This is a genomic window from Pseudomonas kurunegalensis (genome assembly GCF_030291635.1).
Lineage (GTDB): Bacteria > Pseudomonadota > Gammaproteobacteria > Pseudomonadales > Pseudomonadaceae > Aquipseudomonas > Aquipseudomonas monteilii.
In genome coordinates, this window is sequence record NZ_CP127871.1 from 4,708,489 (window position 1) to 4,730,273 (window position 21,785).

The 21,785-nt window shown below is 61.7% G+C and carries 21 protein-coding genes and 3 tRNA genes; 9 read left to right on the plus strand and 15 right to left on the minus strand.

Features of this window, described 5'->3' with window-relative positions; genetic code table 11:
* Window positions 1-25: 25 nt before the first annotated feature.
* The 12 genes from tolA to QQ992_RS21525 all read right to left on the minus strand — a co-directional run bounded on the left by tolA (window position 26) and on the right by QQ992_RS21525 (window position 9,371).
* Window positions 26-1,144: a cell envelope integrity protein TolA gene (tolA, locus tag QQ992_RS21470; protein ID WP_016711993.1), complete on the minus strand. Its 1,119-nt coding sequence runs from the start codon at window positions 1,142-1,144 to the stop codon at window positions 26-28.
* Window positions 1,144-1,596 carry a protein TolR gene (gene tolR / locus QQ992_RS21475; RefSeq protein WP_003254760.1) on the minus strand — a complete coding sequence of 151 codons (453 nt, stop codon included), beginning with the start codon at window positions 1,594-1,596 and terminating at the stop codon, window positions 1,144-1,146. The genes tolA and tolR overlap by 1 nt, the downstream gene beginning before the upstream one ends.
* A gap of 14 nt (window positions 1,597-1,610) precedes the next feature.
* Window positions 1,611-2,306: a protein TolQ gene (tolQ, locus tag QQ992_RS21480; RefSeq protein WP_010952367.1), complete on the minus strand. Its 696-nt coding sequence runs from the start codon at window positions 2,304-2,306 to the stop codon at window positions 1,611-1,613.
* A gap of 2 nt (window positions 2,307-2,308) precedes the next feature.
* Window positions 2,309-2,761, minus strand: coding sequence for a tol-pal system-associated acyl-CoA thioesterase (ybgC, locus tag QQ992_RS21485; protein ID WP_016711994.1), 453 nt, complete (start codon window positions 2,759-2,761; stop codon window positions 2,309-2,311).
* A 125-nt stretch (window positions 2,762-2,886) separates the two neighbouring features.
* Window positions 2,887-3,933, minus strand: a complete 1,047-nt coding sequence (gene ruvB / locus QQ992_RS21490; protein ID WP_286110946.1) for a Holliday junction branch migration DNA helicase RuvB — start codon at window positions 3,931-3,933, stop codon at window positions 2,887-2,889.
* Window positions 3,930-4,547, minus strand: a complete 618-nt coding sequence (gene ruvA / locus QQ992_RS21495) for a Holliday junction branch migration protein RuvA (RefSeq protein WP_016711996.1) — start codon at window positions 4,545-4,547, stop codon at window positions 3,930-3,932. Before ruvA ends, ruvB begins: the two co-directional genes overlap by 4 nt.
* A gap of 109 nt (window positions 4,548-4,656) precedes the next feature.
* On the minus strand, window positions 4,657-5,181 hold the full coding sequence (ruvC, locus tag QQ992_RS21500; protein ID WP_003254769.1) for a crossover junction endodeoxyribonuclease RuvC: 525 nt from the start codon (window positions 5,179-5,181) through the stop codon (window positions 4,657-4,659).
* Between the two features lie 122 nt (window positions 5,182-5,303).
* A complete protein-coding gene (locus QQ992_RS21505) occupies window positions 5,304-6,050 on the minus strand; it encodes a YebC/PmpR family DNA-binding transcriptional regulator (protein ID WP_016711997.1) in 747 nt (248 codons plus the stop codon).
* A gap of 113 nt (window positions 6,051-6,163) precedes the next feature.
* Complete coding sequence (gene aspS, locus QQ992_RS21510) at window positions 6,164-7,939, minus strand: aspartate--tRNA ligase (RefSeq protein ID WP_019098464.1); 1,776 nt, start codon at window positions 7,937-7,939, stop codon at window positions 6,164-6,166.
* Between the two features lie 93 nt (window positions 7,940-8,032).
* Window positions 8,033-8,254 carry an FmdB family zinc ribbon protein gene (locus QQ992_RS21515; RefSeq protein ID WP_003254776.1) on the minus strand — a complete coding sequence of 74 codons (222 nt, stop codon included), beginning with the start codon at window positions 8,252-8,254 and terminating at the stop codon, window positions 8,033-8,035.
* Window positions 8,255-8,346: 92 nt separating this feature from the next.
* Entirely contained in the window at window positions 8,347-8,676 is a 330-nt protein-coding gene (locus QQ992_RS21520; RefSeq protein ID WP_119369040.1) for a ribbon-helix-helix domain-containing protein, read from the minus strand.
* A gap of 221 nt (window positions 8,677-8,897) precedes the next feature.
* Window positions 8,898-9,371, minus strand: coding sequence for a Dps family protein (locus QQ992_RS21525; protein WP_003254783.1), 474 nt, complete (start codon window positions 9,369-9,371; stop codon window positions 8,898-8,900).
* A 281-nt stretch (window positions 9,372-9,652) separates the two neighbouring features.
* Here QQ992_RS21525 and QQ992_RS21530 point away from each other — a divergent pair, with 281 nt between their 5' ends.
* A complete protein-coding gene (locus QQ992_RS21530) occupies window positions 9,653-10,246 on the plus strand; it encodes a cold-shock protein (protein ID WP_286110947.1) in 594 nt (197 codons plus the stop codon).
* A 60-nt stretch (window positions 10,247-10,306) separates the two neighbouring features.
* Here the strand turns inward: QQ992_RS21530 and QQ992_RS21535 are convergent, their stop codons facing one another.
* Both QQ992_RS21535 and QQ992_RS21540 read right to left on the minus strand, forming a co-directional pair.
* Window positions 10,307-10,513: a SlyX family protein gene (locus QQ992_RS21535; RefSeq protein WP_016712002.1), complete on the minus strand. Its 207-nt coding sequence runs from the start codon at window positions 10,511-10,513 to the stop codon at window positions 10,307-10,309.
* 1 nt (window position 10,514) lies between these two features.
* Window positions 10,515-10,934 (minus strand): HIT family protein, encoded by a 420-nt coding sequence (locus QQ992_RS21540; protein ID WP_286110948.1) that lies wholly within the window; start codon window positions 10,932-10,934, stop codon window positions 10,515-10,517.
* Window positions 10,935-11,625: 691 nt separating this feature from the next.
* Here QQ992_RS21540 and QQ992_RS21545 point away from each other — a divergent pair.
* The 3 genes from QQ992_RS21545 to QQ992_RS21555 all read left to right on the plus strand — a co-directional run bounded on the left by QQ992_RS21545 (window position 11,626) and on the right by QQ992_RS21555 (window position 15,756).
* A complete protein-coding gene (locus QQ992_RS21545) occupies window positions 11,626-12,906 on the plus strand; it encodes an OprD family porin (protein WP_286110949.1) in 1,281 nt (426 codons plus the stop codon).
* 160 nt (window positions 12,907-13,066) lie between these two features.
* A complete protein-coding gene (locus QQ992_RS21550) occupies window positions 13,067-14,782 on the plus strand; it encodes a proline--tRNA ligase (RefSeq protein ID WP_286110950.1) in 1,716 nt (571 codons plus the stop codon).
* Window positions 14,783-14,802: 20 nt separating this feature from the next.
* Window positions 14,803-15,756: a hypothetical protein gene (locus tag QQ992_RS21555; protein WP_105945495.1), complete on the plus strand. Its 954-nt coding sequence runs from the start codon at window positions 14,803-14,805 to the stop codon at window positions 15,754-15,756.
* Window positions 15,757-15,783: 27 nt separating this feature from the next.
* Here the strand turns inward: QQ992_RS21555 and dinB are convergent, their stop codons facing one another.
* On the minus strand, window positions 15,784-16,842 hold the full coding sequence (dinB, locus tag QQ992_RS21560) for a DNA polymerase IV (RefSeq protein ID WP_286113983.1): 1,059 nt from the start codon (window positions 16,840-16,842) through the stop codon (window positions 15,784-15,786).
* 220 nt (window positions 16,843-17,062) lie between these two features.
* On the opposite strand from dinB, the gene QQ992_RS21565 reads away from it, so the two are divergent.
* From QQ992_RS21565 to QQ992_RS21585, 5 genes are all read left to right on the plus strand, one after another.
* Window positions 17,063-17,139 (plus strand) — tRNA-Met (locus QQ992_RS21565).
* 134 nt (window positions 17,140-17,273) lie between these two features.
* Window positions 17,274-17,350, plus strand: a tRNA-Met gene (locus QQ992_RS21570).
* Window positions 17,351-17,484: 134 nt separating this feature from the next.
* Window positions 17,485-17,561 (plus strand) — tRNA-Met (locus tag QQ992_RS21575).
* A gap of 260 nt (window positions 17,562-17,821) precedes the next feature.
* Window positions 17,822-20,464 carry a bifunctional lysylphosphatidylglycerol flippase/synthetase MprF gene (gene mprF, locus QQ992_RS21580; protein WP_286110951.1) on the plus strand — a complete coding sequence of 881 codons (2,643 nt, stop codon included), beginning with the start codon at window positions 17,822-17,824 and terminating at the stop codon, window positions 20,462-20,464.
* Complete coding sequence (locus QQ992_RS21585) at window positions 20,464-21,756, plus strand: virulence factor family protein (RefSeq protein WP_105945497.1); 1,293 nt, start codon at window positions 20,464-20,466, stop codon at window positions 21,754-21,756. The genes mprF and QQ992_RS21585 overlap by 1 nt, the downstream gene beginning before the upstream one ends.
* Window positions 21,757-21,785: the final 29 nt, after the last annotated feature.

Consider the following 21,785-nt stretch of genomic DNA (forward strand, 5'->3'; position numbering starts at 1 on the left):
ACCAGCAGTCCTCTAAGACGTTTAATCACAACGCTAGATCCTCAGGTGTAAATGTCATCTTGAACGAACGATATTGGTTGAAATCGCTCGGCTTCATACCCTGCATCTCGGTCAAACGACCAATGTTCTTCACCGCAGCCACCGCCGAACTGTCGTACGGGCCGTCACCACTGGAACGGGCCACGCTGACACTGGTGATGGTACCGTCCGGCAACATGTTGATCTGCAGGACCACCGTCATGCCCTTGCGCGCGGAAGGCGGACGCGCCCAGCCTTCGGCCGCGCGCATGCGGATCAGGTCGTCGAAGTCGCCGGCCACCTGGTCACCCTGCTCGTCGGCCAGCGCTTGCTGCCGCTCGGTGGTGTCAGACAAAAGCTCGGCCAGGGCCTGGGCTTTCTTGTCTTCTGCCGCCTTGCGGGCCGCTTCCTGTGCCTTTTTCTTCTGGGCGTCTGCAGCGGCCTTTTTCTTGGCCTCTTCAGCTGCCTTCTTCTTCGCATCCTCGGCCGCCGCTTTCTTCTTGGCGTCCTCGGCTGCTTTCTTCTTGGCCTCTTCGGCTGCCTTTTTCTTGGCGTCCTCGGCGGCTTGTTTCTTCGCCTCTTCAGCGGCCTCTTTCTTGGCCTCTTCTTCGGCTTTTTTCTTGGCTTCTTCCTCGGCCTTCTTCTTGGCGATGTCAGCCTGCTGCTTCTCGGCGGCCTTCTTCGCCTCGTCGGCCTTCTTGGCTTCGGCGGCTTTCTTGGCCTCGGCAGCCTTGGCGGCTTCGGCGGCCTTGGCAGCGTCCTCGGCTTTTTTCGCCTCGGCGGCTTCGCGGGCCTCTTCGGCCTTTTGAGCAGCGTCGGCTTTCTTTTGTTCCGCGGCCTTCACGGCTTCCTGCTCGACCTTCTTCTGCTCCAGCTGCTCGACCTCGGTCTGGCGCGAAGCCGTTTTCTTCGCTTCCCCGGCAATCTTCTGATTGGTCTGGGTAGTCGCCTGGCTCTTGGACTTGAGCTGGTACAGGGTAGCCTGAACAATCGGCTTGGATGGCGGCAGCTCAGGCGTCATGGCAAAACTGACGAACAGCAGGGCGAACACCAACACATGCAGGCCGATGGCCCAGACACTGGGCCAGAAGTAGCTTTCCGAGGCGGATGGCTCTCGCTGTTGCATCAGGGCGCCTCGGTAATCAGGCCAACGTTACCGACACCGGCCTTCTGCAACCCGCCCATGGCACCCATGACCGCGCCATAGTCGACAGCCTTGTCGCCACGAATGAACACCTGGGTCTGCTTGCCCTGGTCACGGCCGGCAGCAATGATCTTGGTCACGGCGTCGGTCATGGCGGGCAAGGTCATGGCCTTGTCCATCTGCTTGTCGGTATCGACTTCGCTGCCGAGGTTCCAGTAATAGGTTTTATCGGCCTTGATGGAGATGGTGAGGATCTGGACGTTGTTGTCCTGCGGCAAGGCTTCGCTGGAAACCTTGGGCAAGTCGACCTTCACGCCCTGGTTGAGCATGGGCGCCGTCACCATGAAGATGACCAGCAGCACCAGCATCACGTCGATGTAGGGCACCACGTTCATCTCGGCGACGGGCTTGCGTTTGTGGCGAACTCGGGCCATGGGCTTCTACCTGATTACTCTTCGCTGGTGTGCACTTTGCGGTGCAGGATCGCCTGGAACTCGTCGGCGAAGGTGTAGTAACGACCGATCAGCACTTCACTGCGCGCGGCGAAACGGTTGTAGGCGATGACCGCCGGGATTGCCGCGAACAGGCCGATGGCGGTAGCGATCAGCGCTTCGGCGATACCCGGGGCAACGGTGGCCAGGGTGGCCTGCTGGGCGCTGGCCAGGCCGCGGAAGGAGTTCATGATGCCCCACACGGTACCGAACAGGCCGATGTACGGGCTGGTCGAACCAACCGTGGCCAGGAATGGCAGGCTCTGTTCGAGTTTTTCTTCCTCGCGCGAAATGGCCACGCGCATGGCACGGCCAACGCCTTCCATGACCGCATCCGGGTCAACGCCCGGCTGCTGGCGCAGGCGCGAGAACTCCTTGAAGCCGGCACGGAATACCTGCTCTACACCGGAGTCCGGGTCTGGGTTGCTGCCTGCCTGGCGGTACAGCTTGGACAGGTCGATGCCCGACCAGAAGCGCTCCTCGAAGGCATCCAGCGCACGACGACCGGCGCGCAGCATGGTGCTGCGCTGGAAGATCATGATCCATGAAGTGACCGAGGCGGCCACCAGGGTCAGCATTACCAGCTGTACCACCACGCTGGCATTGCTGACCAGACTCCACATGGAGGTATGGTCGACGACGTTAGCTTCCACGCTTATTCTCCTGCATTCGATTGATTACCCGAGCCGTCCGCCGCAAAGGCGTCGCGCAGCTGGGGGGGTATGGCTCGGGGTTTGAAAGTGTCGGCGCGCACGGCGGCCACCAGGAACTGCCCTTCGCAAAGCAGCGTTTCATCCTTTTCCCGCCAGACCTGCTGCACGAAACGCAGGCTGGCGCGATTGAGTTCAAGTACTTGCGCGGTTACCCGCAATTCGTCATCCAGCCGCGCCGGCGCGTGATAGCGCGCTTCGCTGGAATGGACCACGAACAGCAGGTTGTCTTCGGCCAGTTGCGACTGGGAAAAGCCCAGGTGCCGCAGGCGTTCGGTGCGCGCGCGCTCCATGAATTTCAGGTAGTTGACGTAATACACCACGCCGCCCGCATCGGTATCTTCGTAATAGACGCGACAACGGTGTGCGAACGGTTCGAGCTGATTTTGCGCGCGCATACTCTAGTGCTTACTCCTCAGCTTGCCAATCCGCTGTGGCAACTGTTTTTTCTTCATTAATGTCTTATTGCCAGCGCACCTTGGGCATGCCAGCGGTAGGACCACGAAAAGTCGCATTCGATCTGTCATTCATCGCCTGGTTCTGAAAAATCACCGCCCTCCCCCAAGCGCCCGGGAACATTCAGGCCAAAGTGCAGATAGGCATGCCGGGAAACCACGCGGCCGCGCGGCGTGCGCATGATATAGCCCTGCTGGATCAGGTACGGTTCGAGCACATCCTCGATGGTGTGGCGCTCTTCGCTGATCGCCGCCGCCAGGTTGTCCACGCCTACCGGGCCACCATCGAACTTCTCGATCATGGTCAACAGCAGGCGGCGGTCGGAATGGTCGAAACCGCGCTCGTCGACGTCCAGCAGGTTCAGCGCCATGTCGGCCACGGCCTTGGTGATCTGGCCCTTGCCGCGCACCTCGGCGTAGTCGCGCACGCGGCGCAACAGGCGGTTGGCGATACGCGGCGTGCCACGGGCACGGCGGGCAATTTCGTAGGCGCCCTGATCTTCGATGACCAGGCCAAGGATGTTGGCCGAACGGCTGACGATGGTGGCCAGGTCCTTGTCGCTGTAGAACTCCAGGCGCTGGACGATGCCGAAGCGGTCCCGCAGCGGGTTGGTGAGCATGCCGGCACGGGTGGTGGCACCCACCAGGGTGAACGGTGGCAGGTCGAGCTTGATCGAACGGGCGGCCGGGCCTTCGCCGATCATGATGTCGAGCTGGAAGTCCTCCATGGCCGGGTACAGCACCTCTTCGACGACCGGTGACAGCCGGTGGATCTCGTCGATGAACAGGACGTCGTGGGGTTCGAGGTTGGTCAGCATGGCCGCCAGGTCACCTGGACGCTCGAGGATCGGGCCCGAGGTGCTTTTGACCGAAACGCCCATTTCCTGGGCGATGATGTTGGCCAACGTGGTCTTGCCCAACCCGGGCGGCCCGAAGATCAGCGTGTGGTCGAGCGACTCGTTGCGCCCACGGGCGGCCTGGATGAACAGGGCCATCTGCTCGCGCACGACCGGCTGGCCGATGTACTCGTCAAGGCGCAGCGGACGAATCGCCCGGTCCTGGACTTCTTCACGGTCGCGGCCACTGGCGGCGATCAGGCGGTCGGCTTCGATCACTTGGTAATCATCCCTTTCAGGCTGCGGCGGATCAGCTCTTCACTGCTCAGGCCGGCCTTGTCCTTGATCGCGGCGATTGCCTTGCTGGCTTCCTGCGGCTTGTAGCCCAGCGAGACCAGTGCGCTGACCGCATCGGCCTCGGCAGTGGACTCGCTGGCGACCGGCAACGGCCCATCGGACACCAAGGTGAACATGGCGGGAGAGGTTTCCCAGGCCTTGAAGCGGTCTTTGAGCTCGACCAGCAAGCGTTCGGCGGTTTTTTTGCCGACACCGGGCACGCGCACCAAGGCCGAAGTATCCTGGGCTTGCACGCAGCGCACCAGTTCGTCGACCTCCAGGCCGGACATCAGCGCCAACGCCAGCTTCGGGCCCACGCCGTTGAGGCGGATGAGCTCCCGGAACAGCTCGCGCTCGCGCTTTTCGGCAAAGCCGTATAGCAAGTGAGCGTCTTCGCGCACCACCAGATGAGTGTGCACGGTGACGCTTTCGCCCACCTTGGGCAGACGGTACAGCGTGGTCATGGGAACTTCCAGTTCGTACCCCACGCCGTTGACGTCGATAATCAGGTGCGGCGGCTGTTTTTCCGCCAAGGTGCCGCGCAAACGTCCAATCACGTTCCGATCCTTCCTCTCGGGGAGCCGGTCAAAGACCGCTCAACCCTATCAGCAAATGCAGCGGGTGAACGCATCACCCGAACAAAATGTGTATCAGCGCATGAAGCGCCTACAGACGCAAGCGCCCGCCGCGTCGCCGTGCCGTGCTCAGGCCGTGCGGCACCAGGCTCGAACGGGTATGGGCATGGCACAAAGCGATGGCCAGCGCGTCGGAAGCGTCGATCTGCGGCTTTTGCGTCAATTTCAGCAGGTGCATGACCATCATCATCACCTGCTCCTTGTTGGCCCCGCCCGTGCCGGCCACGGCCTGTTTGACCTGGGTGGCGCTGTATTCGGCGATTTCCAGGCCGGCTTCGGCGGCCGCGACGATGGCCGCGCCGCGGGCCTGGCCGAGCTTTAGCGCCGAGTCGGCGTTACGGGCCATGAACACCCGCTCGATGCCCATGGTCACCGGGCCATGCTGGGCGATGATTTCACTGACACCACGAAAAACGATCTGCAGCCGCTCGTGCAGCTCGCCGCTGCCGGTGCGGATACAGCCCGACGCCACGTACTCGCAACCACGGGCGGTCTGGCGTACCACGCCATAGCCGGTGATGCGCGAGCCGGGGTCGATACCAAGAATCAGAGTCATAGTGCCTGTTTGTTCAAAATGTACCGGCCCTTTCGCGGGCAAGCCCGCTCCCACAAAGACCGCACGGCCCCTGTGGGAGCGGGCTTGCCCGCGAATAGGCCCTCAAGGCCAACGAAAGAACCTTAGCCAAGGTTTTCCATGATCTCATCGGAAATCTGGGCATTGGAGTAGACGTTCTGCACGTCATCCAGGTCTTCGAGCATGTCGATCAGCTTGAGCACCTTCTCAGCACCTTCCTGGTCGAGTTCGGCGCTGGTGGTCGGCTGCATGACGATTTCAGCATCAGCGGCCTTGAAGCCCGCCTCTTCCAGCGCATTACGCACGGCATAGAAGCTGTTGAACGAAGTGAACACGTCGAACGAGCCGTCGTCGTTGGCCACAACGTCGTCGGCATCAGCCTCCATCGCTGCTTCCATCAACGCGTCTTCGTCCACGCCCGGCGCAAAGCTGATCTGGCCTTTGCGCTCGAACAGGTAGGCCACCGAACCGTCGGTACCCAGGTTGCCACCACACTTGGTGAAGGCATGACGCACGGCGGCGGCAGTACGGTTGCGGTTGTCGGTCATGGCTTCCACCATGATCGCCACGCCACCCGGACCATAACCTTCGTAGCTGAGCTCTTCGACGTTGTCGCTTTCGTTGGTGCCAGCACCCCGAGCCACGGCGCGATCGATGATGTCGCGGCTCATGTTGGCGCCCAGCGCCTTGTCCAGCGCCAGACGCAGGCGCGGGTTGGATGCCGGGTCAGCACCACCTTGCTTGGCAGCGACTGTCAGCTCACGGATCCACTTGGTGAAGATCTTGCCTCTCTTGGCATCCTGGCGCTCTTTGCGGTGCTTGATGTTCGCCCACTTGGAATGACCAGCCATAACGACTCCGAATCCTTTGTTTCACAAACAGCCCCGCCCCTATACGGGGCGGGACGGAAAAATACCTGCGCCGAAACGCAAAGGCGCATCCATGTGGATGCGCCCGGGACTGCTTACTCGACCTTGGTCTGTTCGCGCAGTCGGATGTGCAGCTCGCGCAGGGCCTTGGCGTCGACCATGCCAGGGGCCTGGGTCATGACGCACGCAGCGCTCTGGGTTTTCGGGAAGGCGATCACTTCACGGATCGACTGGGCGCCGGTCATCAGCATGACCAGACGGTCCAGGCCGAAGGCCAGGCCACCGTGAGGCGGTGCGCCGAACTTCAGGGCGTCGAGCAGGAAGCCGAACTTCTCTTCCTGTTCTTCTGCCTCGATACCCAGCAGGCGGAATACCGCCTGTTGCATCTCTTTGCGGTGAATACGGATCGAACCGCCACCCAGCTCGGTACCGTTCAGAACCATATCGTAGGCACGCGACAGGGCTGTGGCTGGGTTGGCCTCGAGCTCTTCCGGGGTGCACTTCGGCGCGGTGAACGGGTGGTGCAGTGCGGTGAAGCTGCCGTCTTCGTTTTCTTCGAACATCGGGAAGTCGACGACCCACATCGGCGCCCACTCGCAGGTCAGCAGCTCGAAGTCGTGACCCAGGCGGATACGCAGCGCGCCCAGGGCTTCGCTGACCACCTTGAACTTGTCGGCACCGAAGAACACGATGTCGCCGTCTACAGCACCGACGCGGTCGAGGATGGTGTTGAGGTTGGCCTCAGGGATGTTCTTGACGATCGGCGACTGCAGGCCTTCGACGCCCTTGGCGCGCTCGTTGACCTTGATGTAGGCCAGGCCCTTGGCACCGTAGATGCCAACGAACTTGGTGTACTCGTCGATCTTGCTGCGCGGCATGCTGGCACCGCCTGGCAGGCGCAGGGCGGTCACACGGCACTTCGGATCGTTGGCCGGGCCGGCGAACACCTTGAAGTCGACGTCTTTCAGCTGGTCGGCAACGTCGACCAGTTCCAGCGGGTTACGCAGGTCTGGCTTGTCGGAACCGTAGCGGCGCATGGCTTCTTCGAAGGTCATGTGCGGGAATTCGCCGAACTCCAGGTCCAGCACTTCCTTGAACAGCTTGCGGATCATGCTTTCGGTCAGGCCCATGATCTCGCTTTCATCGAGGAAGCTGGTCTCGATGTCGATCTGGGTGAATTCCGGCTGACGGTCGGCACGCAGGTCTTCGTCACGGAAGCACTTGGCGATCTGATAGTAGCGATCGAAGCCGGCCACCATCAGCAGCTGCTTGAACAGCTGGGGCGACTGCGGCAGGGCGAAGAAGCTACCGGCGTGGGTACGGCTTGGCACCAGGTAGTCACGCGCACCTTCTGGCGTGGCACGGGTGAGGATCGGGGTTTCGACGTCGAGGAAGCCGTTTTCGTCGAGGAAGCGGCGGATGCTGCTGGTGATGCGCGAACGCAGGCGCAGCTTGTCGGCCATTTCCGGGCGACGCAGGTCGATGAAGCGGTAGCGCAGGCGGGTTTCCTCGCCAACGTCGGAGTACTCGTTCAGCGGGAACGGCGGGGTTTCCGCTTCATTGAGCACGTTCAGCTGGTAGCCGAGGATCTCGATGGCGCCGGAGGCCATGTTGGCGTTCACCGCACCGTCTGGGCGCTTGCGCACCTTGCCGGTGATCTGCACGACGTATTCGCTGCGCACGCGGTCGGCGGCGGCGAAGGTTTCGGCGCGATCCGGGTCGAACACGACCTGGGCCATGCCTTCGCGGTCACGGATGTCGAGGAAGATCACCCCGCCGTGGTCGCGGCGACGATGGACCCAGCCGCAAAGGGTGACTTCCTGGCCGTCCAGGCTCTCGTTCAGTTGGCCGCAATAATGGCTGCGCATCATGATGGTGGTTTCGCTTCTCGTGATTCGTGTATTCGGTGGAGGCCTTGGCCGCCCGGAGGGCTAATACTGCAAGACCCGGTCACAGCATTCAACTCAGTCGGCCTTGTCGCCGCCTGCCAGATTCTTTTTTGCCCCGGTCTTGAAGTCGGTTTCGTACCAACCATTACCGCTCAGGCGAAAGCCTGGCACCGACAGCAGCTTTTTCAGCGCCGGGGCCTGACAGGCCGGGCAATCGGTCAGCGGCGCGGCGCTGATCTTCTGCAGCACTTCCATGCGGTGCTCGCAGGATGCACATTGATAGTCATAAAGGGGCATGGGTGTCTCTCGTCAACCACAACGCTGGCTGCCGGGGCAGCAAAAAGCGGGATTATATATGGTTAACAGGCACTGCGCAGCCCGCCCGGCGATCAGCGCACACTTGGCGGGTTTTGCAGCCAGGCGACGCAGATGACCCGGATCAGCCCACTGAAGTTACGCACCCCACCCTGGCGCAAGTGCACTTCGCGGTCCACGTAGGACAACACCGCACTGACCGAGCAGCGGTTAGCAGCGGCGATACGCTCCAGGATGCCCCAGTAGACGGCCTCCAGACGCAAGCAGGTGGAAAACCCGTTCAACCGCACCGAACGCGACACCGGCTGGATCTGCAACATGTCGAAATCCGCCTTGAACGGATCAATGCACTGCTTTGCCGGCCAGCTCCCCTGCCCAGCCATACGCTTGCTCACTTGCATCATGCGCCACACTTCCTCGTCACAAGTACCAGGTGGCGTATGAAGCGCTGATAGCCGGGCTTAGAGCAGCGGCAAAATCTTCCTGCACAAAATCTGAAGCTGACGCGACCACTGCGGGAGCGGCTTTAGCCGCGAACACCGGCAAAGCCGGTGCCAAGCACCGCGGTGCCGGCTTCGCGGCTGAAGCCGCTCCCACAGAGTCATGCGTGAGTCTTGAGCAACTTCTATTTGCCGTCGAGCAGCACCCGCAGCATCCACGCGGTTTTTTCGTGCACCTGCATGCGCTGGGTCAGCAAGTCGGCGGTAGGTTCGTCACTGACCTTGTCCACCACCGGGAAAATGCTGCGCGCCGTGCGCACCACGGCCTCCTGCCCCTGCACCAGCTGGCGGATCATCTCGTCCGCCGGGGGTACACCTTCCTCCTCCTTGATAGACGAGTGCCGCGCATAGAATGCATACGACCCCGGCGCCGGGAAGCCCAAGGCCCGGATACGCTCGGCGATGGAGTCAACCGCCAGCGCCAGCTCGTTGTACTGCTCTTCGAACATCAGGTGCAGGGTACGGAACGACGGGCCGGTGACGTTCCAGTGAAAGTTATGGGTTTTCAGATACAGCACGTAAGTATCCGACAACAGGCGGGACAGCCCATCGACGATGGACTTGCGATCTTCTTCGCTGATACCGATATCGATTGCCATGAAGCTCCCCTTTCCATAAGGCTTGAGACTCAAGCGGACGTGGACCACTGTAGCAACACTTCCCCCCTGCCGCATGTGACATGGCGCAACACATTGCCCGCCGGGCGGCCTGCGGTTTGAGTAGCCTGCGGCTTTACTGTTAAATAGGCACCGTGCCACCCGTGCGGACTGTCATTGCCGGGTGCATAGGCTGGCCTGCCACGTGTTCGCGCTCTACACCTCATGCGCACCGTGCTGCCCGCTCTTCCTGTGATCGGCCTTATCAACTGTGAGCCAACCCCATGTTCAAGATCGTCCATCTGGTGACGGGCGTGGCAGCCTTGCTGCTATCGCTCATACCCAGCCTGAAAACCGACGCGACACCCTTCCTGCAACAACCTGACGCGGTCTACCTGACACTCCTCGGCCTGCTCAACCTGGTTCTGGCCCCGGTCGTGCCCCTGTATTACCGCGGCGCGCGGCAGCAGTTGCAGCACCTTGCCTGCGCCCTGCTGGTGGTGGCGGTGGTGCTGCAAACCCTGACATTGCTGGCCCGCCCGGAAATGGGCAACCTCGCGGCACTGGTCTGCGCGGCACTGGCAGTGGCCCTGCACCTGGCCGTGGGCTTTGCCCGCAGCCCGCGCAGGGCACGCAACAGCCAGCATGCCGTTCAGGATGCCGGCAACCGCGATACCGGCACCGTCAAGTGGTTCAACACGTCGAAAGGCTTTGGCTTCATTTCCCGCGATTCGGGTGATGACATCTTCGTGCACTTTCGCGCCATTCGCGGCGAAGGCCATCGCATTCTGGTCGAAGGCCAGCGCGTTGAGTTTTCGGTAATGCACCGCGACAAAGGCCTGCAGGCCGAAGATGTGGTTGCGGTCACCCGCCGCTGATTGCCGCTTCATCCAGAGGCATATTTACCGACATGCCGGTGAATATGCCTCTGCGACGCATCAATAATGAGGCGGTGGCGCCTCCTCCCCTTCGCTGCCGTACTGGCCGACCATCTCTTCATAACGCTTGATCAGCTCGGCCATCTGCGACTGCAGCCGCTCGATCACCCGCGCCTGCTCGACCACCACGTCATTCAACGCCTGGATAGTGTCATCCTGGAACGCCTGGCGGGTTTCCAGTTCGACAATACGTAACTCCAGCGACATCTCAGGCCTCCTGGTAACCAGCAAGTTGCAGCCCACGCAGGCGCTGGCGAATGGCATTCAACTGATCGTCGCTGTAGGCCACCGCCGGACACTTGCCCCACACCGGTGCCGGCCAGGCGGCGTCGTCACGCTGGCGCACGATCACGTGCATATGCAACTGGCTGACCACGTTGCCCAAGGTGGCCACGTTCATCTTGTCGGCGCTGTAGCTGGCTTTCAGCGCCTCAGCCAACAGGGTTGTTTCCTGCCACAACTGTTGCTGCTCCGCCGCATCAAGCTCGAACAGTTCGCTGACACCGGCGCGCTTGGGCACCAGGATGAACCATGGGTAGTTGGCATCCTTGCTCAGCAGCAACTGGCACAGTGCAAACTCCCCCAGCACCAGGGAATCCTGCTGCAAACGCGAATCGAGGACGAACACGGCATATCTCCTTCAGGCAAAACCAACCCGCTTCAAGCGGAAATCAGGCCTGCAAGGATACCTTGCACACTCCCGGTAACACAGCGCTACTTTTCGCACCAAAATGAGGCCTTCTGTCCACGCTCTCCACACCTGTCACCCCACAAACGACTCTGGATGAACAAGTTGCGGTAACACATTGACTTTAATGGCAGCTTTTTAAATTTTAATGATTCTCGACTCCAACCTGTGCGCGACCCGGCTTCACCCCGTGTTTACGGGACTTTCCGACCCTCGGTAGCAGGTTTTGTGAAAATTTCATGAAGTGTTGCGAATTTTGAGCACGCTTGTTGCATTCCCTTCACGCCAAGTCGGCACGACATCTGCAATGGCAGGTGAACGCGACAAATAACAACAGCGGCATTGGTTACCAGGGAGTTCCCCTAACCGGAACCGGTAGTTACAGGTTTGTTACGGTGACAGGAACAGCGCTGGCGTTGTACGGCCCTTAAACCGGGGCGTGATTTGCGACATGGAAATACCTAAAAGCGACAGGGTGAAAAAGTTCCGAAAAGAGTGCTTATAGCCATATCGCCAACAACAGTCAGCGTGCTATACATTTTCGCCGACATAACAAGAAAGAGCTGCTCCATATAACTAAAACACATGGATGCAGCGGTACTCTTCCTAAAAACCAAAGGAGCAAATCACGATGCGCGTGATGAAGTGGAGCATGATCGCCCTGGCCGTTGCGGCAGGGACCTCGCAGTTGGCAATGGCCTCGGCACAAGACGAGTCCAAAGGTTTCCTCGAAGACAGCAAGCTGAACGTAAAAACCCGCATGCTGTACTTCAGCCGTGACTTCCGTAACAACGACAGCGGCAAGAGCCGCGTCGAAGAAACCGGCCTGGGCTTCCTGAGTACCTTCGAGTCGGGCTTCACCCAAGGCACCGTGGGCTTCGGCGTTGACGCCATCGGCATGCTGGGCCTGAAACTGGACAGCGGCAAAGGCCGCGCCGGCACCGGCCTGTTCCCGACCGGTTCCGACGGCCGTTCGCAAGATGATTACTCCGAAGGCGGCGGCGCAGTAAAACTGCGCGTCTCCAATACCGTGCTGAAGTTCGGTGACCAGTTCACCGCCCTGCCGGTATTCGCCACCGACGACAGCCGACTGCTGCCAGAAGTTGCTGAAGGCGGCCTGATCACCAGCAACGAAATCGATGGCCTGACCCTGCACGCCGGTCACTTCACTGCCCTGAACGCGCAGGCCCAGACTTACCACGACAGCCTGCGCCTGACCGAGGCCAACGTCTTCGGTGGCACCTACGCCATCAACGAAAACCTCAGCACCAGCGTCTACTACTCGCGCGTCGAAGATCACTTCCGTAAGTGGTACGGCAACATCAACTGGGCGCTGCCGATCAGCGACAAGCAAGGCCTGGTGTTCGACTTCAACATCTATGACACCAAGTCCATCGGCGACAACCTGACCGGCGCCTTCGTCAGCAAGGCTGACGGCAGCAACGAACTGGACAACATCGCAGCCAGCCTCTCGGCCGCCTACAACATTGGCGCCCACACCTTCACCCTGGCTTACCAGAAAGTCAGCGGCGACGGTGACTACGCCTACGGCGTCGACGGTGGCGGCACCATCTTCCTGGCCAACTCCGTTGCCCGCTCCGACTTCAACGCCGAAGACGAGAAGTCCTGGCAGGCTCGCTACGACCTGAACTTCGCCGAATACGGCGTACCTGGTCTGACCTTCATGACCCGCTATGTGCGCGGTTCCGGTGCCACTACCGAAAGCACCAACAACGGTAAGGAATGGGAACGCGACGTAGACGTCAAGTACGTGCTGCAAAGCGGCCCGGCCAAAGACCTGAGTTTCCGCGTACGTCAGGCCACCTACCGTTCCGCCGACGGCGTTTACTACGGTTCGAGCTCGATCGACGAACTGCGCCTGATCGTGGAGTACCCGCTGAGCATCCTGTAAGCCTGGCTTGCAGTGCCCCGCACCTGAAAAAGCCCGGCGATCACGCCGGGCTTTTTCTTGGCTGACAAGCGTCACGCCCTGGGGCATCCTGTACGCCTTCGTTTCACCCCCGTACAATGCGGGGCTATTTCAACGTCTTAGGCAATCGACACGGCTAACCATGCGCACCAGTCAATATTTGCTCGCCACCCAGAAAGAAACCCCTGCCGACGCAGTGGTCATCAGCCATCAGCTCATGCTGCGTGCCGGCATGATCCGCAAACTGGCCTCCGGCCTGTACACCTGGCTGCCGATGGGCCTGCGGGTAATGCGCAAGGTCGAGGCCGTGGTACGCGAGGAAATGAACGCCGCCGGCGCCCTGGAAGTGCTGATGCCAAGCATTCAGCCCGCCGAGCTGTGGCAGGAGTCCGGCCGCTGGGAACAGTACGGCCCAGAGCTGCTGCGCCTGAAGGATCGCCACCAGCGTGATTTCTGCGTTGGCCCGACCCACGAAGAAGTCATCACCGACCTGGCCCGTAACGAGCTGTCCAGCTATAAACAGCTGCCGCTCAACATGTACCAGATCCAGACCAAGTTCCGTGACGAGATCCGCCCGCGCTTCGGCCTGATGCGTGGCCGCGAGTTCATCATGAAGGACGCCTACTCGTTCCATGCCGACCAGGCTTCCCTACAGGAAACCTACGACCGCATGCACCAGGCGTACAGCAACGTGTTCACCCGCCTGGGCCTGGACTTCCGCCCAGTGCAGGCCGACACCGGCTCGATCGGTGGCAGCTATTCGCACGAATTCCACGTACTGGCCGAGTCCGGCGAAGACGACGTGATCTTCAGCGACAGCTCCGACTACGCCGCCAACATCGAGAAGGCCGAGGCCATCCCGCGTGAAACCGTGCGCCCTGCCCCTACCGAGGAGCTGCGCCTTGTCGACACGCCAAACGCCAAAACCATCGCCCAGCTGGTGGAAAACTTCGGCCTGGCCATCGAGAAAACCGTCAAGACCCTGATCGTGCGCGGCGCCGAAGAAGGCAAGCTGATTGCCCTGGTCGTTCGTGGCGACCACGAGCTGAACGAAATCAAGGCCACCAAGCTGGAACAGGTTGCCGACCCGCTGGTCATGGCCACCGAAGCCGAACTGCGCGACGCCATTGGCGCCGGTGCCGGCTCGCTCGGCCCGCTGAACCTGCCGCTGGAATGCATCATCGACCGTTCGGTTGCCCTGATGAGCGACTTCGGCATCGGCGCCAACATCGACGACAAGCATTACTTCGGCGTGAACTGGGAGCGTGACCTGCCAGTCCCACAGGTGGCCGACCTGCGCAATGTGGTCGAAGGCGACCCAAGCCCGGACGGCCAGGGTACCCTGGTGATCAAGCGCGGCATCGAAGTGGGCCACATCTTCCAGCTGGGCACCAAGTACAGCGAAGCGCTGAAGTGCCAGGTACTGGGTGAGAACGGCAAGCCGGTAACCCTGTCCATGGGCTGCTACGGCATCGGCGTGTCCCGCGTGGTCGCCGCTGCCATCGAGCAGAGCTATGACGACAAAGGCATCATCTGGAACGACGCCCTGGCCCCGTTCCAGATCGCCCTGGTACCGCTGCGCTACGAAACCGACGTGGTCCGCGAGGCAACCGACAAGCTGTACGCCGAACTGACCGCCGCCGGCTTTGAAGTGCTGCTGGACGACCGCGACAAGAAAACCAGCCCAGGCATCAAGTTTGCCGACATGGAGCTGATCGGCATCCCGCACCGCATCGTTGTCAGCGATCGCGGCCTGGCCGAAGGCAGCCTTGAGTACAAGCACCGCACCGAGCAGGACGCCCAGGCGTTGCCGCTCAATGAAGTGCTGAGCTTCCTGCAGGCCCGCGTTCGCCGCTGATAACCAATGCACGAGTGATCATGTTCAAGCGAAGTACCTTTACCCTGGGGGGCGCCGCACTGTGCGGCGCCCTGCTCGTCAGCGGCTGCGCCAACCAGATGTCCCAGCGCAGCGACCATGAGGAGCGCGTCGAGCGCAAATTGCTCGAGCATACCCTGCAGATCGATGTCGGCGAGCCGAAGGTGATGGAGCTTCCGCAACGACGTGTGCGTGTGCATGAGCAGAAGCGCTTCGAAGTCACCGAGTTCGAAGTTACCCGTCGTTACGACCGCTACACGCCGTACCAGCCTTGGCGCGAGATCTACGAGATCCCGCTGGGTGCAGTGGCCGTGGTGGCAGGCGTCGGGGCCAACGTGGTCAACGTCTTCGCCTTGGGCAACCTGCCGGAAAGCATCACTCACGACTGGCTCAGCTACGGCGTGGACGGGCTCAACCCGTTCATGAACGTGCCGTCCAACGGCCGCGCCCAGCAGAACCTGGCCGGGATCAGCGAGGTGCAGAAAGGCAAACGCGAGGAATCGACCAGCGTGCCCTGGAGCGAACGCCTGGTCGAGGTCAAGGCTGGCAAGATGACCCACGAACTGACGACCGACAGGAACGGCGTACTGCGCCTGAACCTGCTCGACAGCCCGTTCTCGGAGCAGAACCTCAACCACATCGGCACCCTGCACCTGCAGGTACTCGACGAGGACAACGCGGTGCGTGGCGATGCCAGCCTGCTGGTCAGCGCCACCCTGCGTAACAAGCTGCTCGAAGCCCATGAGCTGATCTTCGATGACCTAGAAGATGACGATGTCGGCCAATGGGTCCACCGGGTCAAGCGCCTGTCCGAGCTGGGCCTTGAAGAAGAAGCCAGCGAAATGGAACAAAGCCTGATCGAGCTGACCCGCAACGATCCGGAGCTGCAGCAGGAGTTTCTACAGTCGCTGACCAAGGCCACTGGCCGGTTGGTGGCTGATCCGGGCGCGCAATAACACACAGGGGCCGCTTCGCGGCCCCTTTCATTTGGGCGGGAACAGTTCCAACTGCTCATGCGCCCCGCGCAAATCGCGCAATCTCACCCCCACCCCCAGCAAGCGCACCGGCTTGCCACCACGGGCGAACGCCTGCCCCAGCAACTGTCGATAGCTTTCCAGGTCCCTGCCCGCCCCGGCCTGCTCCATGGTTGTCTGGCTGAAGTCGTGGAACTTCACCTTGACGAAGGGTTTGTCTGGCCGGTAACTGCTGTCCATGCGGGCGATGCGTTCATTCAGGCTTTCCAGCAGCTCGGGCAGCCGCGCCAGGCAGCTGGTCAGGTCTGGAAGGTCGGTGTCGTAGGTGTTTTCCACACTCACCGACTGTCGACGGCTGTCGTTATGCACCGCACGTTCGTCGATCCCCCGCGCAAGCCCCCACAAGCGCTCGCCAAAACTGCCAAACTCGCGCACCAGCGCCAGGCGCGACCATTCGCGCAGTTCCAGACAGGTTTCAATACCCAGCCGTGCCAGTTTGTCTGCCGTCACCTTGCCCACCCCGTGCAACCTGGCCACCGGCAAGGCAGCCACGAACGCCTCCACTTCACTCGGGGTAATCACGAACAGGCCATTGGGCTTGCGCCAGTCGCTGGCGATCTTGGCCAGGAACTTGTTCGGCGCCACCCCCGCCGATACGGTGATATGCAAGGTACGGGCGACCCGCCGGCGAATATCCTCGGCAATGCGCGTGGCGCTGCCCGAGTACCACTGGCTATCGCTCACGTCCAGATAGGCTTCGTCCAGCGACAACGGCTCGATCAACTCGGTGTAGTCGCGGAAAATGCTATGGATTTCGCGCGAGGCCTCCCGGTAAGCCTCGAAGCGCGGCTTGACGATCAGCAAGTCGGGGCACAGTTTAAGTGCATGGCGCGACGACATGGCCGAGCGCACACCATAGGCACGCGCCTCATAGTTACAGGTGGCGATCACCCCACGGTGGTCGGGTGAACCTCCCACCGCCATGGGGCGCCCGGCCAGACGCGGGTCGTCACGCATCTCGATTGCAGCGTAAAAGCAATCGCAGTCGACGTGGATGATCTTGCGCAAGGACATGGATGGCTGTCAGCACTGTAAATTCATACAGATAGTATCGCATGCACCCTGCCCTGAAACAGCTACCCGCGCCAGCATTCGACAATTGGCCTGAAAGCCGCGCCGCGCCTGAGCTGCATCTTGCCGACGAGTGCTAAGGGTTTGAACAAAAAAGGTTTTTCCTGAATATTTGCTTGACAGCAGGAAGTAAATCCGTAGAATTCGATCTCACAGGCGCGGGATGGAGCAGCCTGGTAGCTCGTCGGGCTCATAACCCGAAGGTCGTCGGTTCAAATCCGGCTCCCGCAACCAGATTCGAGAAAAGGCCACTGTTAACACAGTGGCCTTTTTCTTTGCCTGCTGAAAGGCAACTTCAAAAAAAGCTCGAAAAATCAAAGCGTAGCGCTTGACATACACATTACAAACTGTAGAATTCGCCCCACTGACGCGGGATGGAGCAGCCTGGTAGCTCGTCGGGCTCATAACCCGAAGGTCGTCGGTTCAAATCCGGCTCCCGCAACCAGATTCAAGAAAAGGCCACTGTTAACACAGTGGCCTTTTTCTTTGCTCGCTGAAAAACACGGCGAATAAAAACCCGTCAAACCGAAGCCGAATGCTTGACATTCAATTGGCAGACTGTAGAATGCGCCCCTCTGACGCGGGATGGAGCAGCCTGGTAGCTCGTCGGGCTCATAACCCGAAGGTCGTCGGTTCAAATCCGGCTCCCGCAACCATATTCGTCAGAACAAACCCCGCCTGTTTAACAGCAGCGCGGGGTTTGTTGTTTCTACGCCCCTGCATTTCATCGCTTCATTTTCCCCGCCCCTCCAGCCATCCCGCAGGCTTGAGGCATCGTGCCCCGGATGAACTATCTTTAACCCTGCCAGGCCGCTGAAAGCGCCTGAAGCCGGAGTAATATTGGATACGTTTTCCTAAGGGACTTTCACTTGGCCGCACCTTCCCTCTACCTCGCGCAGCATGCCCGGGGCAACTCATGACCTCCCATAACCCCGAACCTCCGGTGCCGCTCGCCTCGGCGCTGCCTGGTGCCGTGCAACGCCTGCCCTTGCTCGAACGCCTGAGCCGCTACCGCCAGCCCATCGGCCTGGCAGTGACCTTGGTGCTGTTCACCATGGCTTTGATTGCCTGCCGCCACCTGCTGAGCGAGCTGGATATCTATGCCTTGCACGACGCCATGCTCAGTGTGCCGACCCAGTCGTTGCTGGGCGCGTTTGTGGCGACGGTGGCGGGCTTCGTGATCCTGCTGGGTTACGAGTGGTCGGCCAGCCGCTATGCCGGGGTGAAGTTGCCAGTGCGCAGCCTGGTGCTGGGCGGCTTCAGTGCCTTTGCCATCGGCAATGCCATCGGGCTGTCGATGCTGTCAGGTGGATCGGTGCGCTACCGGCTCTATGCACGCCAAGGGCTGGGGGCTGGCGAAGTCGCTCGCATGACCGTGTTTGCCAGCTTGTCGCTGGGCTGCGCGCTGCCTCCCCTGGCAGCCTTGGCGACCTTGAGCGACCTGCCGGCAGCCTCGGCTGCATTGGGGTTGGCGCCGGGCCTGCTGGCAGGCATCGCCACCGCCGTGCTGGTGGCATCTGCCCTGCTGGTGTTCGGCTTGTACCGCCGGCGCCTGGCCGAGCAACCGCTGGCGAACAACCTGCTGGTGCAGGTGGGCCGCCGCACGCTACGCCTGCCTGGCGCACGGCTGGCCGCCCTGCAACTGCTGATCACCGCGCTGGATGTGGCAGCCGCCGCCACCGTCCTGTATCTGCTGCTGCCCGAAGCACCACCTTTCGGGGCATTCGTGCTGGTGTACCTGCTGGCGTTGGCCGCTGGCGTACTCAGCCATGTGCCGGGTGGCGTCGGGGTGTTCGAAGCGATCCTGCTGGCAGCCTTTGCCGACCAGCTCGGTGCTGCACCGCTGGCAGCCGCCCTGCTGCTGTACCGGCTGATCTACGTGGTACTGCCATTGCTGCTGGCCTGTGTGCTGCTGCTGGCCAACGAAGCACGGCGCCTGCTGTTCGCCCAGCAGGCCATCAAGGCAGCTTCCGGGCTGGCCGCACCGATCCTGTCGATTCTGGTATTCCTGTCCGGCGTGGTGCTGCTGTTCTCGGGCGCCACACCCGAAATCGACACGCGCCTGGAACATATGGGCTTCCTGGTGCCGCACCGGCTTATCGATGCCTCGCACTTCGGCGCCAGCCTGATCGGCGTGCTGTGCCTGCTGCTGGCCCAGGGCCTGCGTCGGCGCCTGTCCGCCGCCTGGTTGCTGACTACCGTGCTGTTGTTGGTGGGCGCCCTGCTGTCGCTGCTCAAGGGGTTTGACTGGGAAGAAGCGTGCCTGCTGACCTTCACCGCGACCCTGCTGGCCCTGTTCCGTCGCTCGTTCTACCGCCCCAGCCGCCTGCTGGAGTTGCCATTCTCGCCGGTGTTCCTGGTGGCCAGTGCCTGCGCAGTCGGCGCTTCGGTATGGCTGCTGCTGTTCGCCTACCAGGATGTGCCCTACAGCCATCAGCTGTGGTGGCAGTTCACCCTCGATGCCGATGCCCCACGCGGCCTGCGTGCCGCCATGGGCAGCGCCTTGCTGCTGGCTGCCGTGGCGTTGACCTGGCTGCTGCGCACCGCCCCTCCTGTGATCCACCTGCCCGACGAAGCGGAACTGCAGCGCGCCAACCGTATCTTGCTGGCTTCCGACCAACCCGACGGCGGCCTGGCCCTGACGGGCGACAAAGCGTTGCTGTTCCACCCGCGTGACAATGCTTTTCTCATGTACGCGCGGCGTGGCCGCAGCCTGGTGGCCCTGTACGACCCCATTGGCCCGGCCCAAGAGCGCGCCGAGATGATCTGGCAGTTCCGCGACCTGTGCGACCTGCACCACGCTCGCCCGGTGTTCTACCAGGTTCGTGCCGAAAACCTGCCGTTCTACATGGATATTGGCCTGACGGCGCTGAAGCTGGGTGAAGAAGCCCGTGTCGACCTGCGCCGCTTCGACCTGGAAGCCAAGGGCAAGGAGATGAAAGACCTGCGCTACACCTGGAATCGCGGTGGTCGCGACGGCCTGAGCCTGGAAATCCATGAACCCGGCCACGCCCCGCTGGCAGAACTGAAGGAAATTTCCGATGCCTGGCTCGGCGGCAAGAACGTGCGTGAGAAAGGCTTTTCGTTGGGACGCTTCAGCCCGGACTACCTGCAACACTTCCGCATCGCGCTGATTCGCTTCCAGGGCCGCCCGGTAGCCTTCGCCAACCTGCTGGAAACCCATGGCAACGAACTGGCAAGCCTCGACCTGATGCGCGCGCACCCCGAGGCCCCCAAGCTGACCATGGAGTTCATGATGATCGGCTTGATCCTGCACTACAAAAGCCATGACTACGCCCGCTTCAGCCTTGGCATGGTGCCGCTTTCCGGCCTGCAACCGCGGCGTGGCGCGCCCTTGACCCAGCGCCTGGGTTCGATGGTGTTCCGCCGGGGCGAGCAGTTGTACAACTTCCAGGGGCTTCGCCGCTTCAAGGACAAATTCCAACCGGACTGGGAACCCCGCTACATGGCCGTGCCGGCCGGGCTCGACCCGCTGGTAGCACTGGCCGACACCGCCGCCCTCATTGCAGGCGGCCTGACTGGATTGGTGAAACGTTGATGACCCGACGCTATTGGCTGTACCTGCTGGTTCCCCTGCTGCTGGCCGCCCTGGGTGGCGCGCTGGCGTTCTGGCTGTGGACGCGCCCGGCCCCCGAGGCGCGCCTGGAGCAACTGAGCATCAATGACACCCACATCACCCGGGTGACCCCTGGCGTACATCCGAAGGCCCGGGTAGCCATTGGTGTGCCACAGGACCAGGCATTGACCGACAAGCAACTGCTGGACCTGAGCCAGGCCGGCGAAGCCCAGCTGGTGCAGGTGGTGCTGCCGCCGAACGACTGTAGCAAACAGCAACAGGCCATGGACCAGGCCCTGGCAGAACTGTCGGAAAAGCCGACGCTGGTCGCCGGTATTGGCCCTGGTGCCGCCCAGGCCTGGCGTTGGCTGGCCAGCCAGAGCGATGACAAAGCGCGGGCCATTTCAGTGGACTTCAGCCTGGAGCAACCCGGCTGTCAGGCCCCACTGCCCAAGGCGGCACCTCATGGCCACTGGAACGTCGCCTGGAACGACAACCCGGATGACGCCAGCGCCGCTTTCGTACGTGACCAGGCGAACGCCGAAACCAGCATCAGCGACTACGACATTCACCTGCCACAAGTGCTCAAGGCCCAGCTGACCCAGGCCCTGGTTGGCCGTGACGGCAACGCCCTGGCTATTCCGGTGGTCGAGGTACCGGCCGGGCAGACCACCGACACGGTCACCCTGTTCCTCTCCGGTGATGGTGGCTGGCGCGACCTGGACCGTGATGTGGCCGGGGAAATGGCCAAACTGGGCTACCCGGTGGTAGGCATCGACACGCTGCGCTACTACTGGCAGCACAAGACCCCGGAGCAAAGCGCCGCCGATCTGTCCGAGCTGATGCAGCATTACCGGCAGAAGTGGGGCACCAAGCGCTTCGTGCTGACAGGTTATTCATTCGGCGCCGATGTGCTGCCAGCCATCTATAACCGCCTGCCGGCAGAGGACCAACAGCGTATCGATGCCGTAATGCTGCTGGCGTTTGCCCGCAGTGGCAGCTTCGAGATCGAGGTCGAGGGCTGGTTGGGCAAGGAAGGTCAGGAAGCACCGACCGGGCCGGAAATGGCCAGGCTGCCGGCGTCCAAGGTGGTGTGCGTATATGGCGTTGAAGAGACCGATGAGAGCGGTTGCACTGAGAAGACCGCTGTGGGTGAACGCCTGAAGCTGCCTGGCGGGCACCACTTCGACGAGAACTACCCGGCGCTGGCCAAGCGCTTGATTGGTGAGATCGAGACGCGCCAAGGCAAATCGAGCGTCGCCGAACAGAACTGACAAAGATTGGGGCCGCTCTGCGGCCCATC

Coding starts and splice junctions, on each gene's coding strand:
- aspS (WP_019098464.1), bottom strand. CDS start 7,939: ATGATGCGCAGCCATTATTGCGGCCAACTGAACGAGAGCCTGGACGGC.
- QQ992_RS21535 (WP_016712002.1), bottom strand. CDS start 10,513: ATGTCGCTGGAGTTACGTATTGTCGAACTGGAAACCCGCCAGGCGTTC.
- QQ992_RS21505 (WP_016711997.1), bottom strand. CDS start 6,050: ATGGCTGGTCATTCCAAGTGGGCGAACATCAAGCACCGCAAAGAGCGC.
- QQ992_RS21515 (WP_003254776.1), bottom strand. CDS start 8,254: ATGCCCCTTTATGACTATCAATGTGCATCCTGCGAGCACCGCATGGAA.
- QQ992_RS21525 (WP_003254783.1), bottom strand. CDS start 9,371: ATGGCAATCGATATCGGTATCAGCGAAGAAGATCGCAAGTCCATCGTC.
- QQ992_RS21585 (WP_105945497.1), top strand. CDS start 20,464: ATGACCCGACGCTATTGGCTGTACCTGCTGGTTCCCCTGCTGCTGGCC.
- tolA (WP_016711993.1), bottom strand. CDS start 1,144: ATGCAACAGCGAGAGCCATCCGCCTCGGAAAGCTACTTCTGGCCCAGT.
- QQ992_RS21520 (WP_119369040.1), bottom strand. CDS start 8,676: ATGATGCAAGTGAGCAAGCGTATGGCTGGGCAGGGGAGCTGGCCGGCA.
- ybgC (WP_016711994.1), bottom strand. CDS start 2,761: ATGCGCGCGCAAAATCAGCTCGAACCGTTCGCACACCGTTGTCGCGTC.
- tolR (WP_003254760.1), bottom strand. CDS start 1,596: ATGGCCCGAGTTCGCCACAAACGCAAGCCCGTCGCCGAGATGAACGTG.
- QQ992_RS21555 (WP_105945495.1), top strand. CDS start 14,803: ATGTTCAAGCGAAGTACCTTTACCCTGGGGGGCGCCGCACTGTGCGGC.
- mprF (WP_286110951.1), top strand. CDS start 17,822: ATGACCTCCCATAACCCCGAACCTCCGGTGCCGCTCGCCTCGGCGCTG.
- ruvC (WP_003254769.1), bottom strand. CDS start 5,181: ATGACTCTGATTCTTGGTATCGACCCCGGCTCGCGCATCACCGGCTAT.
- QQ992_RS21545 (WP_286110949.1), top strand. CDS start 11,626: ATGCGCGTGATGAAGTGGAGCATGATCGCCCTGGCCGTTGCGGCAGGG.
- QQ992_RS21530 (WP_286110947.1), top strand. CDS start 9,653: ATGTTCAAGATCGTCCATCTGGTGACGGGCGTGGCAGCCTTGCTGCTA.
- QQ992_RS21550 (WP_286110950.1), top strand. CDS start 13,067: ATGCGCACCAGTCAATATTTGCTCGCCACCCAGAAAGAAACCCCTGCC.